14 protein-coding genes are annotated in these 13,840 nt (G+C 72.9%); 8 read left to right on the top strand and 6 right to left on the bottom strand.

Going from position 1 to position 13,840, the window contains the following annotated elements:
• Positions 1-5 precede the first annotated feature (5 nt).
• The 3 genes from ACIBEJ_RS28835 (at position 6) to ACIBEJ_RS28825 (ending at position 3,120) form a co-directional block, all read left to right on the top strand.
• Positions 6-572 carry a copper resistance protein CopC gene (locus ACIBEJ_RS28835; protein ID WP_397185963.1) on the top strand — a complete coding sequence of 189 codons (567 nt, stop codon included), beginning with the start codon at positions 6-8 and terminating at the stop codon, positions 570-572.
• Positions 569-2,554, top strand: a complete 1,986-nt coding sequence (locus ACIBEJ_RS28830) for a cytochrome c oxidase assembly protein (RefSeq protein WP_397185962.1) — start codon at positions 569-571, stop codon at positions 2,552-2,554. The genes ACIBEJ_RS28835 and ACIBEJ_RS28830 overlap by 4 nt, the downstream gene beginning before the upstream one ends.
• Positions 2,555-2,730: 176 nt before the next feature.
• Positions 2,731-3,120 (top strand): sensor histidine kinase, encoded by a 390-nt coding sequence (locus ACIBEJ_RS28825; protein WP_397185961.1) that lies wholly within the window; start codon positions 2,731-2,733, stop codon positions 3,118-3,120.
• Here the strand turns inward: ACIBEJ_RS28825 and map are convergent.
• Positions 3,107-3,955 carry a type I methionyl aminopeptidase gene (map, locus tag ACIBEJ_RS28820; protein ID WP_397185960.1) on the bottom strand — a complete coding sequence of 283 codons (849 nt, stop codon included), beginning with the start codon at positions 3,953-3,955 and terminating at the stop codon, positions 3,107-3,109. The genes ACIBEJ_RS28825 and map overlap by 14 nt on opposite strands.
• 73 nt (positions 3,956-4,028) lie before the next feature.
• Here map and ACIBEJ_RS28815 point away from each other — a divergent pair, with 73 nt between their 5' ends.
• The 3 genes from ACIBEJ_RS28815 to ACIBEJ_RS28805 are packed head-to-tail and all read left to right on the top strand — an operon-like array spanning position 4,029 to position 7,709.
• Positions 4,029-4,853 carry an NAD(P)H-binding protein gene (locus ACIBEJ_RS28815; RefSeq protein WP_397185959.1) on the top strand — a complete coding sequence of 275 codons (825 nt, stop codon included), beginning with the start codon at positions 4,029-4,031 and terminating at the stop codon, positions 4,851-4,853.
• Positions 4,854-4,856: 3 nt separating this feature from the next.
• A complete protein-coding gene (locus tag ACIBEJ_RS28810; protein WP_397185958.1) occupies positions 4,857-7,487 on the top strand; it encodes an AAA family ATPase in 2,631 nt (876 codons plus the stop codon).
• A 42-nt stretch (positions 7,488-7,529) separates the two neighbouring features.
• Positions 7,530-7,709: a hypothetical protein gene (locus ACIBEJ_RS28805; protein ID WP_397185957.1), complete on the top strand. Its 180-nt coding sequence runs from the start codon at positions 7,530-7,532 to the stop codon at positions 7,707-7,709.
• A gap of 1 nt (position 7,710) precedes the next feature.
• Here the strand turns inward: ACIBEJ_RS28805 and ACIBEJ_RS28800 are convergent, their stop codons facing one another.
• Together ACIBEJ_RS28800 and ACIBEJ_RS28795 are read right to left on the bottom strand one after the other, a co-directional pair.
• Entirely contained in the window at positions 7,711-8,361 is a 651-nt protein-coding gene (locus ACIBEJ_RS28800; RefSeq protein WP_397185956.1) for a cyclase family protein, read from the bottom strand.
• Positions 8,358-8,609: a hypothetical protein gene (locus tag ACIBEJ_RS28795; RefSeq protein ID WP_397185955.1), complete on the bottom strand. Its 252-nt coding sequence runs from the start codon at positions 8,607-8,609 to the stop codon at positions 8,358-8,360. The genes ACIBEJ_RS28800 and ACIBEJ_RS28795 overlap by 4 nt, the downstream gene beginning before the upstream one ends.
• A gap of 73 nt (positions 8,610-8,682) precedes the next feature.
• Between ACIBEJ_RS28795 and ACIBEJ_RS28790 the strand changes: the two genes are divergently transcribed.
• Positions 8,683-9,645 (top strand): LysR family transcriptional regulator, encoded by a 963-nt coding sequence (locus ACIBEJ_RS28790; protein WP_397185954.1) that lies wholly within the window; start codon positions 8,683-8,685, stop codon positions 9,643-9,645.
• On the opposite strand, the gene ACIBEJ_RS28785 is transcribed toward ACIBEJ_RS28790, so the two are convergent.
• Positions 9,586-10,164: a hypothetical protein gene (locus tag ACIBEJ_RS28785; RefSeq protein ID WP_397185953.1), complete on the bottom strand. Its 579-nt coding sequence runs from the start codon at positions 10,162-10,164 to the stop codon at positions 9,586-9,588. The two genes, ACIBEJ_RS28790 and ACIBEJ_RS28785, sit on opposite strands and share 60 nt — an antisense overlap.
• Before the next feature lie 127 nt (positions 10,165-10,291).
• Here ACIBEJ_RS28785 and ACIBEJ_RS28780 point away from each other — a divergent pair, with 127 nt between their 5' ends.
• Positions 10,292-11,422: a lipase family protein gene (locus tag ACIBEJ_RS28780; RefSeq protein WP_397185952.1), complete on the top strand. Its 1,131-nt coding sequence runs from the start codon at positions 10,292-10,294 to the stop codon at positions 11,420-11,422.
• A 241-nt stretch (positions 11,423-11,663) separates the two neighbouring features.
• On the opposite strand, the gene ACIBEJ_RS28775 is transcribed toward ACIBEJ_RS28780, so the two are convergent.
• Together ACIBEJ_RS28775 and ACIBEJ_RS28770 are read right to left on the bottom strand one after the other, a co-directional pair.
• On the bottom strand, positions 11,664-12,578 hold the full coding sequence (locus ACIBEJ_RS28775; RefSeq protein ID WP_397185951.1) for a serine/threonine dehydratase: 915 nt from the start codon (positions 12,576-12,578) through the stop codon (positions 11,664-11,666).
• Positions 12,579-12,621: 43 nt separating this feature from the next.
• Positions 12,622-13,791 (bottom strand): trans-sulfuration enzyme family protein, encoded by a 1,170-nt coding sequence (locus ACIBEJ_RS28770; protein WP_397185950.1) that lies wholly within the window; start codon positions 13,789-13,791, stop codon positions 12,622-12,624.
• Positions 13,792-13,840: the final 49 nt, after the last annotated feature.

Raw genomic sequence — 13,840 nt, 5'->3', positions numbered from 1 at the left:
ATGCCATGAACAGATCCCCGCTCGCGGCACTCACCGCGATCCTCGCCGCCCTGATCCTCCTCGGCACCGCCGCCCCCGCCCTGGCCCACGACGCGCTGCGGACCAGCGACCCGGCCAAGGGCAGCACGGTCGAGTCCGTGGACCAGGTGAAGCTGGAGTTCACCGCCAAGGTGCGCATGCCGTTCGTCATCGTGAGGGGTGACGGCGGCGAGTTCCACGAGGGCAAGCCGGCGCTCGACGGCAAGGTGGTGACGCAGGCGCTCAAGGGCACGCTGCGGGACGGGAAGTACACGATCGCCTACCGGGTGGTCTCCTCCGACGGGCACCCGATCGAGGGTGAGATCCCGTTCACCGTGAAGGGCGCCCCCACGCCGGAGGCGACGCCGTCGCAGAGCGCGAGCGCCGCCCCGCCGCCCTCGCCGGCGGAGCAGGTGCAGACGCCGGAGCAGACCCCGGTCGGCGCCGAGCGGGAGGGACAGGCCACGTTCCCGATCTGGCTGATCATCGTGGTCGGCGGCCTGGTCGGCATCGGCATCGGATTCCTGTTGAGCATGCGGAGAAAGAAGCCGTGAGCAGAACCGCCCGGGTGGCGCTCGGATCCGTCGCCGCCGCCGTAGCCGGGCTGGTCGTGGCGCTGATCGTGGGCGGCGCGGCCTTCCCCCGGATCATCCCCGGCATCCCGGTGGCAGGGCCGCTGACGCGCTGGGGGCTGCCGCTGTCCAAGCTCGGCATGGACGCCGCCGCCGTGGCCACCGTCGGACTGCTGCTCGTGGCCGCGCTGCTGCTGCCCAGCGACAAGGGGATGCTCGGCAAGAGCGCGCTCGGCTACGTCAAGGCCGCCTCGTGGACGGCGCTGTCGTGGGCGGGCTTCGCGTTCCTGCTGATGCTCTTCCAGCTCTCCGACCTCTACACCGACTCGGTGGCGAACGTCGTTCTCAAGAACTACATCCCGAGCTACGCCACGCAGGTCGGCAACGGCATCGCGCTGACGCTGGTGATCCTGTTCGGGGTGGCCATCGCGCTGTTCTCGCGCGGGGCCATCACCGCGGGGGCCGCCGCGGGGCTGCTCGTGCTCGGGCTGGTCGCGCTGCTGCCGCCCGCGCTGACCGGGCACGCCTCCTCCTCGCCCAACCACGACCTGGCCACGGCCGGGCTGTCGCTGCACCTGACCGGCCTCGCGCTGTGGGTGGGCGGGCTGGTCGTGCTCGTGGTCCACGCGGTGCGCAAGGCGCCGCAACTGGAGCAGGCGGCCGCCCGCTTCTCCCGGGCCGCGCTGTGGTTCTACGTGGTCGTCGGCGCCTCCGGCCTGCTCAGCGTCGTGGCGCGGCTGACCGCCGTCTCCGACCTGTGGACCTCCAGCTACGGCGTGCTCATCGTCGCCAAGACCGTGGGCTTCGTGCTGCTCGGCTACATCGGCTGGTACCACCGCCAGCGCACCCTGGTCAGCCTGGAGGCGGGCAAGCCGAGGGCGTTCACCAGGCTGGCGGCGGGCGAGGCGCTGCTGATGTTCGCCACCGTCGGCCTCGCGGTGGCACTCTCGCGCACCCCGCCGCCGGTGGTGAGCCTGCCCGCCGACCGCGCCTTCGAGCTGCTGGGCTTCGCGATGCCGCCGCCGATGACGCTGTCCACGCTGGCCTCGATGTGGTGGTTCGATCTGTTCTTCGCCGCCATCGCCGCCGCCCTCGCCATCCTGTACGGCGCCGCCGTCCACCGCCTGCTGAAGCGAGGCGACAAGTGGCCCTGGGGCCGCACGGTGTCGTGGTTCGCCGGCGTGGCCGTCCTGGTGATCGCCACCCAGAGCGGCGTGGCCCGCTACGCCAAGGTCATGTTCAGCGTGCACATGGTCGAGCACATGACGCTGTCCATGATCGTCCCGATCTTCCTGGTGCTGGGCGCCCCGGTGACGCTGGCGCTGCGCGCGCTCAAGCCCGCCGCCCGCCGCGGCGACAGGGGCCCGCGCGAGTGGCTGACGACGATCCTGCACAGCAGGGCGGTGAAGGTCATCGCCCACCCGGCGATCGCCACCGCGATCTTCATCGCCTCGACCTACGCGCTCTACTTCACCCCGCTGTTCGCCGGCGCGATGGAGGAGCACCTGGGCCACATCGCGATGACGCTGCACTTCCTGCTGAGCGGCAGCCTGTTCTTCTGGGTGATCATCGGCGTGGACCCGTCGCCGCACAAGCTGCCGTACGTGGGACGGCTGCTGCTGCTGTTCGTGACCATGCCGTTCCACGCGTTCTTCGGCATCGCGCTGATGATGATGGGCACGGTGCTGGCCGCCGACTGGTACGAGCAGCTCGGGCGCACGTGGGGCGGGCCGCTGCTGGCCGACCAGAGCAACGGCGGAGCCATCGCCTGGGGGTTCGGGGAGATCCCGACCTTGATCGTTCTGCTGGCGATAGCCGTACAGTGGTATCGCGACGAGGATCGCACGGCGCGGCGGGAGGATCGGCGCGCGGACCGCAACCCGGGCGGGGACACCGAGCTCAACCGGTACAACGACTATCTCGCGCGGCTGAACAAGGCGGACAAGGCGGACAAGGGAGAGTAACCCCCGCGCCATAGAACCTTGTCACCCCCACGCGCGGCACCTGCCCTAGTAGGCTTTTCAGCGGGGGAGCCGGGCAGTCCCACGGCCGCATCGCCGTGGTCGGGGAAGGCCGGAGTCAGGTCCGGTGCGTTGCCCGCTTGTCGGAAGGGCGAGATCACTTGGCGGAAGAGACGCGCATGCGCGGGGGGCGGGGCCTGGCCGAGGAGCTGGAGGGCTTTCTCGGCGACTGGGGCGAACGCACCGGGATCACCGTGGAGACCTGGGCGCTGCCGGCGACCGAGGTCCCGCAGCCCATCGCGCGGGCGGTGCTCGCGGCGATCGAGGAGGCCCTGGCCAACGTCGAGCGGCACAGCGGAGCACGGGTGGTCTCCGTCGCCGTGACCGTCGGCAGGAGCGGCCTGCGGATGACGGTCAGCGACGACGGCGATGGGTTCCACGCGGCCAACGCGGGCCGGGGCATCACCCGGATGCGGGCCCGCTTCGCCGAGATCGGCGGCAGCCTGTCGGTCAACAGCGTCCGCGGCGAGGGCACGACGGTGACCGGCGTGGTGCCTAAGCGAGGGTGAGGATCTCGCTGCCGGTGTCGGTGACCAGGATGGTGTGCTCGAACTGGGCGGTGCGCTTGCGGTCCTTGGTCACCGCGGTCCAGCCGTCGGCCCAGATGTCGTAGTCGATGGTGCCGAGCGTGAGCATCGGCTCGATCGTGAACGTCATGCCGGGGCGCAGCTCCACGCGCAGCGACGGGTCCTCGTAGTGGGGGACCATCAGGCCGGAGTGGAAGCTCGTGCCGATGCCGTGGCCGGTGAAGTCGCGCACGACACCGTAGCCGAAGCGCTTGGCGTAGGACTCGATGACGCGGCCGACGATGTTGAGCTGGCGGCCGGGGGCGACCGCCTTGATGGCCCGCATCATGGCCTCGCGGGTGCGCTCGACCAGCAGCCTGGACTCCTCGTCCACCTCGCCGACCAGGTAGGTGGCGTCGGTGTCGCCGTGGACGCCGCCGATGAAAGCGGTGATGTCGACGTTGACGATGTCGCCGTCGCGCAGCACGGTGTCGTCGGGGATGCCGTGGCAGATGACCTCGTTGATCGAGGTGCACAGCGACTTGGGGTAGCCCTTGTAGCCGAGCGTGCTCGGGTAGGCGTCGTGGTCGAGCAGGAACTCGTGGCCGACCCGGTCGAGCTCGTCGGTGGTGACGCCCGGCCGTACGTGCTTGCCGACCTCGTCGAGGGCTTGGGCGGCGAGCCTGCCGGCGATCCGCATGCGCTCGATGACCTCCGGCGTCTTCACGTCGGACTCTCCGGTCTTGGGGCGCTTCTTGCCGACGTACTCCGGCCGCTCGATGTGGGCGGGGACCTTGCGCATGGGCGAGATCCGCCCGGGCTGGAGCAGTGTCGTCATGGGACACGAGTCTACCGAGCCCCAGTCGGTTGACAGATGCTGCGTCCGGGGGGCGGCTCCTACCGTCTACACCATGATTCTTGTTACGGGAGCCACGGGAAAAGTCGGCGGCCAGGTTGTCGCCCAGTTGCGTGAAGAGGGTGTCGAGGCGCGGGAGCTGACCCGCGATCCGCGGCGTCCTGGGCAGGTGTACGGCGACCTCGCCGACCCCGCCACTTTGGACGCCGCGCTCGACGGCGTGGACCGCGTGTTCCTCGTCTGGCCGACGCTGGCCGCCGACGAGCGGGCCACCGAGGTGCTGAAGCTGATCACCGGGCGGGTACGCAGGGTGGTCTACCTGTCGTCGGCGGGGGCGGAGGAGGGCACCGACCCGGTGAACACCTCCCACCGGATGATCGAGGGCCTGATCAGGGAGTCGGGCGTCGAGTGGACGTTCGTGCGGGGCGGCGGCTTCGCGAGCAACGACCTGGGCTGGGCGGCCGACATCCGGGGCGGCGGGGTGGTGCGGGAGCCGTTCGGCGGGTGGGCCAGGTCGCTGGTGCACGAGGCCGACCTGGCCGCCGTCGGGGTCCGGGCGCTGCTGGACGACGGGCACGCCGGTGCGGCGTACGACGTGACCGGGCCCGAGTCGCTGACCCAGGAGGAACGGGTGGCGATCATCGGCGAGGTGATCGGGCGGCCGCTGCGCTTCGAGGAGCTGTCGGAGGAGGAGGCCAGGCCCCGCTTCGCGGCGTGGCTGCCGCCCGAGGCGGTCGAGGACACGCTCAGGATGCTGCGGGAGGTCACCTCGCGGCCCGAGGGCGTCTCGGCGGCGGTCGAGGAGGTCACCGGGCGGCCCGCCCGCCCCTACCGGGAGTGGGTGGCCGACCACCGCGCCGACTTCGCCGGTAGCCTCTGAGACATGCTGCACGGGCGGACGGACGAGACGGCCATGATCGAGCGGCTGCTGTCCGGAGCCCGGGAGGGCGCCAGCGCGGCGCTGGTCGTCAGGGGCCCGGCGGGCATCGGCAAGACCGCGCTCCTGGAGGCCGCCGCCGCCCGCGCCGAGGGGCTGACGGTGCTGCGCGGCGCGGGGATCGAGTCGGAGCACGAGCTGCCCTACGCCGGTCTCAGTCTGCTGCTGGGCCGTACCGCCGAGCGGCTGGACGGGCTGCCGGAGGGACAGGCCAGGGCGCTGGCCGCGGCGCTCGGCACCGGGCCCGCGGGGGAGGGCGACCCGTTCCTGGTGGGGCTGGCCGTGCTGACGCTGCTGGCCGAGTCGGGGCCGCTGCTCTGCCTGGTCGACGACGCGCAGTGGCTCGACCAGGCCTCCGCCGCGGCGCTGCTGTTCGCCGCGCGGCGGCTGGCGGCCGAGGGGGTGGTCATGCTGCTGGCAGTACGCGAGCCGCACGCCCCCGGCTTCCCCGCGGCGGGCCTGGACGAGCTGCGCCTGGACGGCCTGGCCGACGACAGCGCCCAGGCGCTGCTGGCCGAGCGCGCGGGCGGGCTGTCGGCCCGGGAGCGTGTTGAGGTGCTGGCCCAGTCGGCGGGCAACCCGCTGGCCCTGCTGGAGCTGTCGGCCGCGCGGCGGAGGCCGGGGCCGTACTCGATGGGGGCGGCACCGGTGCAGAGCAGGATCCAGCAGGGGTTCGCCGAACGGGTGTCCGCCCTGCCCGCCGCCACCCGCACGCTGATGCTGGTGGCCGCCGCCGACGACACCGGCGAGGCGGCCACCGTGCTCGCCGCCGCCGCGCAGCTCGGCGCCGGGCCCGCCGACCTCGAACCGGCCGAGGACGCCCACCTGCTCACCGCCACCGGCGCCCGCCTGGCCTTCGGCCATCCGCTGATCAGGAGCGCCGTCTACCAACGCGCGCCGCTGGCCAGGCGGATGGCCGCGCACCGGGCGCTGGCCGGCGTACTCGGCGGCGACCGCGGTGTCTGGCACCTGGCCGCCGCCACCCCAGAACCCGACGAGGAGGTCGCCGCCGCGCTGGCGGCCACCGCCGAGCGGGCCAGGGCCCGCGGCGGCTACGCGGCCGTCGCCACCGCCTACGCGCGGGCCGCCGAGCTCACCCCCGACCCGGCCGTACGCTCGCGCCGCCACGTCGCCGCCGCCCGCGCGGCCACCGACGCGGGGCAGTTCGAGCGGGCCGGGGAACTGCTGCGGCTGACCGGCATGGAGCAGCGGGTCAGCGCCGCCAAGCTGCGCGCCGTGCTGGCCGAGTCCCGCGACGACGCCCAGGACGCCTACCGCATCCTGCTGCACGAGACCGACGCGTCGGCCCCCGGCGACTCCGTGGTCCTGCTGCGCGACGCGGTCGCGGCGGCCTGGCGCAACAACGACTTCGCGTGCGTGGAGATGATGGGCGGCTTCGCCGGCACGCTGGCCGGTGGCGCCCCGGTCACCACGCTGGCCGCCGCCGCCCTGGCCACCGACCGGATCGAGCGCGGCGAGGTCGCGGCCGGCATGGCCGCGCTGCGCGACCTGCTCGCCGGAGCGCCGGGCGAGGACGCCGACGTGCGCGACCGGCTGCTGTTCGCCAGGATGCGGCTGATCGCCGGTGACGTCGCTGGCGCCTACGGCGAGGTCTCCTGGCTCGAACGCGACTGCCGCGAGCACGGCGCGCTCGGCACGCTGCCCGCCGTCCAGGTGGTCCTGGCCCGCTGCCAGCTCCTGACCGGCGCGCACCGTGACGCCCGCCTCACCGCCGAGGACGGGCTGCGCATCGCCGCCGACACCGGCCACACCAGGCCCGTGCAGGAGCTGCGCGCGATCCTCGCCGAGCTGGCCGCCGTCGAGGGCGACGAGGAAGGCTGCCGCGAGCTGTCGGCCGAGGCGCCCGAGCACGGCGCCGCTCCCGGCTCCATGCCCGCCGCCGCCGCGCTCAGCCTGCTCGACCTCGGGCTCGGCCGCCACGAGCCGGCCTTCGACCGCCTGGCCGCCGTCCTCGCGGGCGCGCGGCCCGCGGGGACGCTCGCCGCGCTGCCCATCCTGGTCGAAGCCGCCGTACGGCTCGGCCGTCACACCGACGCCGCCGACCCGGCCACGACCTACGAGCAGTGGGCCCGCGAGAGCGGCCAGCCCTGGGCCGAGGCGGTGGCCCTGCGCAACCGGGCGCTGCTGAGCGACGACCTGGCCCTGTACGCGCGGGCCGTACACCACGAGTCCTTGCCCATGGATCGGGCCCGAGCCGCGCTCCTGTACGGCGAGCGGCTGCGGCGCGAGCGCAGGATGAGCGAGTCCCGCACGTGGCTGCGGACCGCGGCCGAGGCGTTCGAGACCCTGGGCGCGCGGCCGTGGGCCGAGCGGGCGCGGGGCGAGCTGCGCGCCACGGGCGAGCACCGCGCGGTGCGCACCCACGCGCCCGGCCTGGCGGAACGGCTCACCGCCCAGGAGCTCCAGGCGGTACGCCTGGCCGCCCAGGGACTCAGCAACCGGGAGATCGGCGCCCGGCTGTTCCTGAGCCCGCGGACGGTCGGCTACCACCTGTACAACGCCTTCCCCAAGCTGGGCGTGGCCTCGCGCGGGGAACTGGCCGGGCTCGGCCTGTGATGTTCATGCTTGGGAAGGGATCAAAGGGGCATCATTGCTCACGTGAGCGAAGGCCAGTGGTGGTTCTGCCTCAAGCACATGAGGGTGGAACCCGACCAGGGATGTCCCAACAAGGACCGGATGGGTCCCTACGCCACCGAGCAGGAGGCCGCGGGCGCGCTTGAGCGGGCCGCGGCGCGCAACAAGGCGTGGGACGAGGCCGACCAGGACGAGGACGACTGAGCTACGGGATGACGGCGTAGGCGCGCACCGGGAAGGTGCCCATGCCGGAGACCATGGGCGGCGCGGCGTGGAAGCGGAAGCCGCCGGTCGGCAGCGCGGACAGGCCGGTCAGGTGCTCGACGACGGGGATGCCGGCGCCGAGCAGGATCGTGTGCGCGGGGCGTTCGCCGCGTGGCGGGGTGTCGTCGATGTTGAGCGAGTCGATGCCGACCAGCGCGGCGCCCTGCTCGGCGAGCCACGCGGCGGCCTCGGGCGCCAGGAACGGATGGCCGCTGGCGTACGTCTCGGTGCCGAAGTGCGCGTCCCATCCGGTACGCACGAGGACGGCGCGGCCACGCACGTAGAGGCCGTCGAAGGCGTCCACGCCGATCGAGCGGCGGCCCTCGGCGGGGACGACCAGTCCGGGCAGGTCGGCGAGCTTCTCGATCGGGACCCGCGCCAGGTCGGCGCCGTCGGCGTAGCGGTGGTGCGGGGTGTCGAGGTAGGTGCCGGTGTTGGCGGCCATCGTGATCACCCCGATCTCGAACTCCGTGCCAGGCGCGTAGACCTCGCGGGAGTCCTCCCTGCTCAGGTGGAGGCCGAGCACGGGTCCCGGCACCCCGGGGTAGGTGGTCATGCCCTCGACGATGCGGTGGCTCAGCTCGACGATCATCGTGCTACTCCCAACCGGTAGATCTTGACGAGGGCGACGATACCGATCCCCGCCCAGATGAGGTTCAGCGCCGCCGACGGCCATGCCGCCTTGTACCCACTGTTGGCCATCAGGCTCACCGAGCCGAACAGATTGATCACCTGGTACGGCAGGCCCTCCCCGGACATCCTGCCCGTTGAGATCATGGCGTAGCCGTACAGGAGGGCGGCCGCGCCGAACCAGCCGAGGGCGTCAAGGAGGAGCTCCATGGCGGACATTGTCCGGATTTGTTGAGCTAAAGCACAATTAAAGAAATCTAAATCTGCGCGTAAGCTGAGCTGCATGGACATCGACCCTCGGCGCCTGCGTGTCCTGCACGAGGTGGCCCGCCGCGGCGGCGTCATGCGCGCGGCCGAGGCGCTCTTCCTCACCCCCTCCGCGGTCTCTCAGCAACTGTCCCATCTGGAGCGCGAGGTCGGCCTGGCGCTCATCGACCGATCCCAGCGCCGCGTGTCGCTCACGCCCGCCGGGCGCGTGCTGGCAGGATACGCCGAACGCGTCGAGGACGAGCTCGCCGAGGCGCGCAGAGAGCTCACCCGCTTCACCGAGCGGCTGGCCGGGCCGGTGCGGATCGCCGCCTTCCCGACCGTGATCAAGCACATCCTGGTGCCGGCGATGCGGCGGCTGGCCGTACACCATCCGAAGATCATTCCGATCATCCACGAGGTGTACGGCCCGCCCGCCCTCCAGGAGCTCAGGCTCGGCCAGGTCGACGTGCTGATCACCGAGCAGGACATGAGCCTGCCCGGACTGTCCCAGCCGTCGCTGAACACGCGCACCCTCTACGTCGACGAGTACCGCATCGTCGCCCCGCCCGGCTGGCCCGAGGCGCCGCGTACGATCGGCGAGCTCACCGAGCTGCCCTGGGTGGCCGGCGAGCCCTCGCAGGCGTGCGGGCAGGCGCTCGACCGGCTGGCCGCGATCCACGGGTTCGAGCCGCGCAAGGTGCACGTCATCACCGAGTTCGGCCCGACGCTGGCGCTGGTCGTGGCGGGGCACGGGGTCGCCATCGTGCCCGAGCTGGCGCTGCTCGACGTGCCCGAGGGCGAGGTGCGGGTCAGCTACATCAAGGACGTCGGGGCCCGGCGGCTGGACGCGGTGACGCGCGTCAGCCGTACCCGGTCGGGGGAGCCCGACCCCGTGCAGGCCGTCGTGATCGGCGCGATCGAGGACGCGACGCGGGAGCTAGTCGGCCACCTGCGGTCCGCTCACGCGGTCGAGGAGCCTGGCGAGCCTGTCGCGTAGGCTCGGCCGCTGCGGGATCTCGCCCGCGGCGGTGCTGACCAGGTGCTGCGCGCCGTCGAAGGTGATCAGCCCGTGCTGCGGGATCGCCAGCGCGTCGTGCGCGAGCCCGGTCAGCTCGGGGTCGCCGCTCTCCAGCGCGAGGATCGTCGCCCCGGTACGGCGGGCGTCGTCCACCCGCTCCAGCAGCGGCACCGGCGCCCGCTGCCCGGCCACCACGAATAGCGTCTCGCCGCGCCGCGCCGCCTCGATGCGCTCCAGCCCGATCCGCAGGTGGGCGGGGGCGTCGGCGGGCGGCTGCCAGCGCACCAGCGTGGGCGCGAGCTGCGGCAGGCCCGACAGCCGCGCCTCGTCGCCCAGGTGCGCGGTCAGATGCCACGGCTCGTCGTCGGGGGTGCCGACCAGGAGCAGGCCGCCGGGGGAGCGGGTCGCCCGCAGGGCCATGCCCAGCTCGCGGGTGCGCTCGATCCAGCCCGTGTCGGAGAGGAGCTCGCGGAGGAAGGCCACAGACCCTGAGTCCATCCGACCATACTGCCGGACGGATGTCCTGACCGGCGTTATTTCGGGCCTTGACAGAAGGTTACCGCCGGGTAACGATCGGCGTGGTTTCCACGCGGTCAGCGTGGTCTTCGCGCGGGAGGACGGCGCCATGAGACTGTCCGTGATCTTATCCCTGGTCATCTCGCTCATCCTGCTCCCGGTACCCGCCCAGGCGGCCTCGGCCGGAGACGTGATCTCCGCCCAGCCGACCACGGTGTACCTGCTGCCGGGCAAGCTCCTCGAAGTCCCGGTCAACGCCTGGAATGTGCTCTACCGCTCCACCTCGGCGACCGGCGCGCCCAACGCCGTCTCCGCGACCGTGCTCGTGCCCAAAGCCTCCTACCCGCTGGGCCGCCGTCCCGTCATCGGCTACGCCGTCGGCACCCACGGCCTCGGCGACCAGTGCGCCCCGTCCCTCGCCATGCGGGAGGGCAGGGAGGCCGAACTGGCCCTGGTCAGCCTGTTCCTGCTCAAGGGCTTCGCCGTGGCCATAACCGACTACGAGGGGCTCGGCACGCCCGGCCAGCACACGTACATGGCGGGCATCTCGCAGGGACACGCCGTCCTCGACTCCGTGCGCGCCGCCATCCGCCTGCCCGGCTCCGGCCTGTCCACCGGCGCGCCCGTCGGCGTCATGGGTTACTCGCAGGGCGGCGCCTCCGCCGGGTGGGCCGGGCAGCTCCAGCCCTCCTACGCCCCCGACCTGCGGCTGAAGGGCGTCGCCGCGGGCGGCGTGCCCGCCGACCTCAGGGCCGTCGCGCAGAGCCTCGACGGCGGGCCCAACTTCGGCCTCGCCGCCGCGGCCGGTGTCGGCTTCGACGCCGCCTACGACGAGCTCGACCTCTTCAACGACCTCAACGACCGCGGCAGAGCCCTGATGACCGACGCCGCCGACGACTGCGTGGGCGACCTCGGCAAGCTCGCCGGCCTGCGCTTCTCCGACCTGTCGCCCATCGACCTCATGAACCAGCCCAAGTGGCAGGCCCGCCTGGCCGAGAACCGCCTGGGCGCCCGGACCCCGCGCGTGCCCGTCTTCCTCTACCACGCCCGCGGCGACGAGATCATCCCGCACGCCGTCGGCGCCACGCTGCGCTCGGAGTACTGCCGGGCGGGCGTGAACGCGCGCTGGCTGTCGATCCCCGGCGGCACGCACGTGCTGGGCGCCGTCGAGGGCGGACCCGTGGCGATCGAGTGGCTGGCCCTGCGCATGTACGGCCTGCCCGCCTTCGGCAACTGCTGAACCGGCGAACCAAGGGGCCGCGCTCCCACACCCCCCAAGCGCGGCCCCTTCCCCGGGTCCTCTCCCCGGTCCGCCTTTCCCGTTCCCTTCCTCGGTCCGCCTTTCCGGTTTCCGGCTCCCCGAGGCCGGTTCTCCCTTGGCGGAGTTCTCCCGTTGCCGGTTCCGTTGGCAGGGTTTTCGCCTTGGCTGATTTCCCTGGCTGGTTCCGCCTTGGGGGTTCCCTCTTCTGCCTTGCGGGGTTTCAGGTGGTCAGGGTGGCGGGGTCGGTGTTGGAGCCGCAGACCACCACGGCCACGCGTTCCCCGTCCCGCGGCCGGTAGGCGCCGCTGAGCAGTGCCGCGTAGGCGGCGGCGCCGGCGTGCTCGACGGCCAGCCGGTGCTCCGACCACAGCAGGCGGCGGGCCTCGATGATCGCCTCGTCCGACACCAGCACGCTCTCGACGCCCGCACCCGACAGCACCTCGAAGGCCAGCCCGCCCACCTGGGTGGCGCCCAGCGCGTCCGCGCCCACCCCGCTCACCTCGACGGGCACGGGACGGCCCGCCGCCAGCGCCCGGTGCAGGGCCGGGATCAGCGCGGGCTCCACGACGACCAGCCTCACGCCTTCGCGCAGGCCGAGCGCCACCCCCGCGGCCAGCCCGCCCCCGCCCACCGCTACCAGGACCGTGTCGAGGTCCGGCGCCTGCTCCGACAGTTCGCGGGCCAGCGTGCCCTGACCGGCGATCACCTCGGCCTGGTCGTAGGCGTGCACGGGCAGGGCGCCGGTCTCGGCGGCGCGCTTGGCGGCGGCCTCCGCGGCCGCGGAGTAGATGGCGCCGGTCTGGGTGATCTCGGCGCCCAGGGCGCGCAGCCCGGCCAGCTTCACCGGGCTGGTCACCGTGGGCACGAAGATCTCGGCGCGCACGCCCAGCGCGCGGGCGGCGTAGGCCACGGCCAGGCCGTGGTTGCCGCCGCTGGCCGCGATGACGCCCGCGGCCGGCAGCGTACCCGCCGACAGGATGCGGTTGAACGCCCCGCGCACCTTGAACGAGCCGGACCGCTGCACCTGCTCCAGCTTGAAGAACAGCCCGGGGGAGACCTCCAGGACGGGGGTGCGCAGCACGTGTCCCGCGATGCGTTCCCCCGCCGCCTGCACCTCGGCCCGCGTCACCGTCATCGTCGTCTCCTGCCGTCGTCGTGCGGTCGTCGTCCCATCGACCCTAGGACAGCGCCTGTTCGAGGTCGGCCCAGAGGTCCTCGGGGTGCTCGATGCCGACGGCCACGCGGATGGTGCCCTCGCCGATGCCGTGGCGGGTCAGCTCCTCCGGGCTGAGCGAGCGGTGGGAGGTGGTGGCCGGGTGCATGATCAGGGTCTCGACGCCGCCCAGGGAGGGGGCGAGGAGGGCCAGCCGTACCGCGCTCATGAACTTCTCGCCCGCGGGGCGGCCGCCGGCCAGCTCGAAGGAGAAGACGCCGCCGAAGTCGGGCAGCAGCTTGCCGGCCAGCTCGTAGGAGCGGTGGGAGGGCAGGCCGGGCCAGTTGACCGTGGACACGGCCGGGTGGGCGGCCAGGCGGGAGACGAGGAAGCGGGCGTTGGAGCAGTGCCGTTCCATGCGCAGGTGCAGGGTCTGCAGCCCGCGCAGCGTCAGCCACGCGGCGAACGGGTCGGGCGTCGCGCCCAGCTCCACCGAGAAGTGCCAGACCTTGCGGTAGAGGGCGTCGTCGGCGAAGACCGCGAGGCCGCCCACGACGTCGGTGTGGCCGGACAGGTACTTGGTGGTGGAGTGGACGACGATGTCCGCGCCGTGCTCGATCGGGCGGCAGAGCAGGGGCGTGGCGAAGGTGTTGTCCACGACCGAGACGATGCCGAGCTCGCGGGCCACCGCGCACATGCCGGGCAGATCGGCCACCTGGAGGGCGGGGTTGGCCAGCGTCTCCAGGTAGACGAGCTTGGTCTCCGGGCGTACGGCGGCGCGCAACGCCTCCGGGTCGTCCTCGGGGACGTAGGTGACGGTGATGCCGAAGCGGTGGACGAGCTCGTTGAGCATGGCGGCGGTGCCGCCGTAGATGGCCTTCTGGGAGACGACGTGGTCGCCGGGGCCGACCAGGCCGAGCAGCACGCTGTTGATGGCGCCCATCCCCGAGCCGGTGGCCAGGCCCGCGACGCCGCCTTCCAGGCCGGACACCGCGTCCTCCAGGGCGCGGACCGTGGGGTTGGCGAGCCGGCCGTACACGAAGGCCCCGTCGGGGCGGCCCATCCCGTCGGCGAACACCGCGGGATCCTCGAACACGAATCCGGACGTCTGGTAGATCGGCATGGTGATGGGCCGGCTGCCGGTGACTTCCGGATGGGGCGGGTGTACGGCACGCGTTTCTGGACGAAGTTCCATGTCAACAGCATCTCCAGAAATGTCCGGCAATGTCAGATCCAATGGTGGA

It is taken from the genome of Nonomuraea sp. NPDC050790 (genome assembly GCF_044456745.1).
Taxonomy (GTDB): domain Bacteria; phylum Actinomycetota; class Actinomycetes; order Streptosporangiales; family Streptosporangiaceae; genus Nonomuraea.
Note: the sequence above shows the minus strand (reverse complement) of the source record. Positions and strands in the feature narration are given on the sequence as shown.

Excerpts from the sequence above, each read along its gene's own strand:
- ACIBEJ_RS28835 (WP_397185963.1), top strand. The coding sequence starts at position 6 with ATGAACAGATCCCCGCTCGCGGCACTCACCGCGATCCTCGCCGCCCTG.
- ACIBEJ_RS28825 (WP_397185961.1), top strand. The coding sequence starts at position 2,731 with ATGCGCGGGGGGCGGGGCCTGGCCGAGGAGCTGGAGGGCTTTCTCGGC.
- map (WP_397185960.1), bottom strand. The coding sequence starts at position 3,955 with ATGACGACACTGCTCCAGCCCGGGCGGATCTCGCCCATGCGCAAGGTC.
- ACIBEJ_RS28815 (WP_397185959.1), top strand. The coding sequence starts at position 4,029 with ATGATTCTTGTTACGGGAGCCACGGGAAAAGTCGGCGGCCAGGTTGTC.
- ACIBEJ_RS28810 (WP_397185958.1), top strand. The coding sequence starts at position 4,857 with ATGCTGCACGGGCGGACGGACGAGACGGCCATGATCGAGCGGCTGCTG.
- ACIBEJ_RS28800 (WP_397185956.1), bottom strand. The coding sequence starts at position 8,361 with ATGATCGTCGAGCTGAGCCACCGCATCGTCGAGGGCATGACCACCTAC.
- ACIBEJ_RS28795 (WP_397185955.1), bottom strand. The coding sequence starts at position 8,609 with ATGGAGCTCCTCCTTGACGCCCTCGGCTGGTTCGGCGCGGCCGCCCTC.
- ACIBEJ_RS28790 (WP_397185954.1), top strand. The coding sequence starts at position 8,683 with ATGGACATCGACCCTCGGCGCCTGCGTGTCCTGCACGAGGTGGCCCGC.
- ACIBEJ_RS28785 (WP_397185953.1), bottom strand. The coding sequence starts at position 10,164 with ATGGACTCAGGGTCTGTGGCCTTCCTCCGCGAGCTCCTCTCCGACACG.
- ACIBEJ_RS28780 (WP_397185952.1), top strand. The coding sequence starts at position 10,292 with ATGAGACTGTCCGTGATCTTATCCCTGGTCATCTCGCTCATCCTGCTC.
- ACIBEJ_RS28775 (WP_397185951.1), bottom strand. The coding sequence starts at position 12,578 with ATGACGGTGACGCGGGCCGAGGTGCAGGCGGCGGGGGAACGCATCGCG.
- ACIBEJ_RS28770 (WP_397185950.1), bottom strand. The coding sequence starts at position 13,791 with ATGGAACTTCGTCCAGAAACGCGTGCCGTACACCCGCCCCATCCGGAA.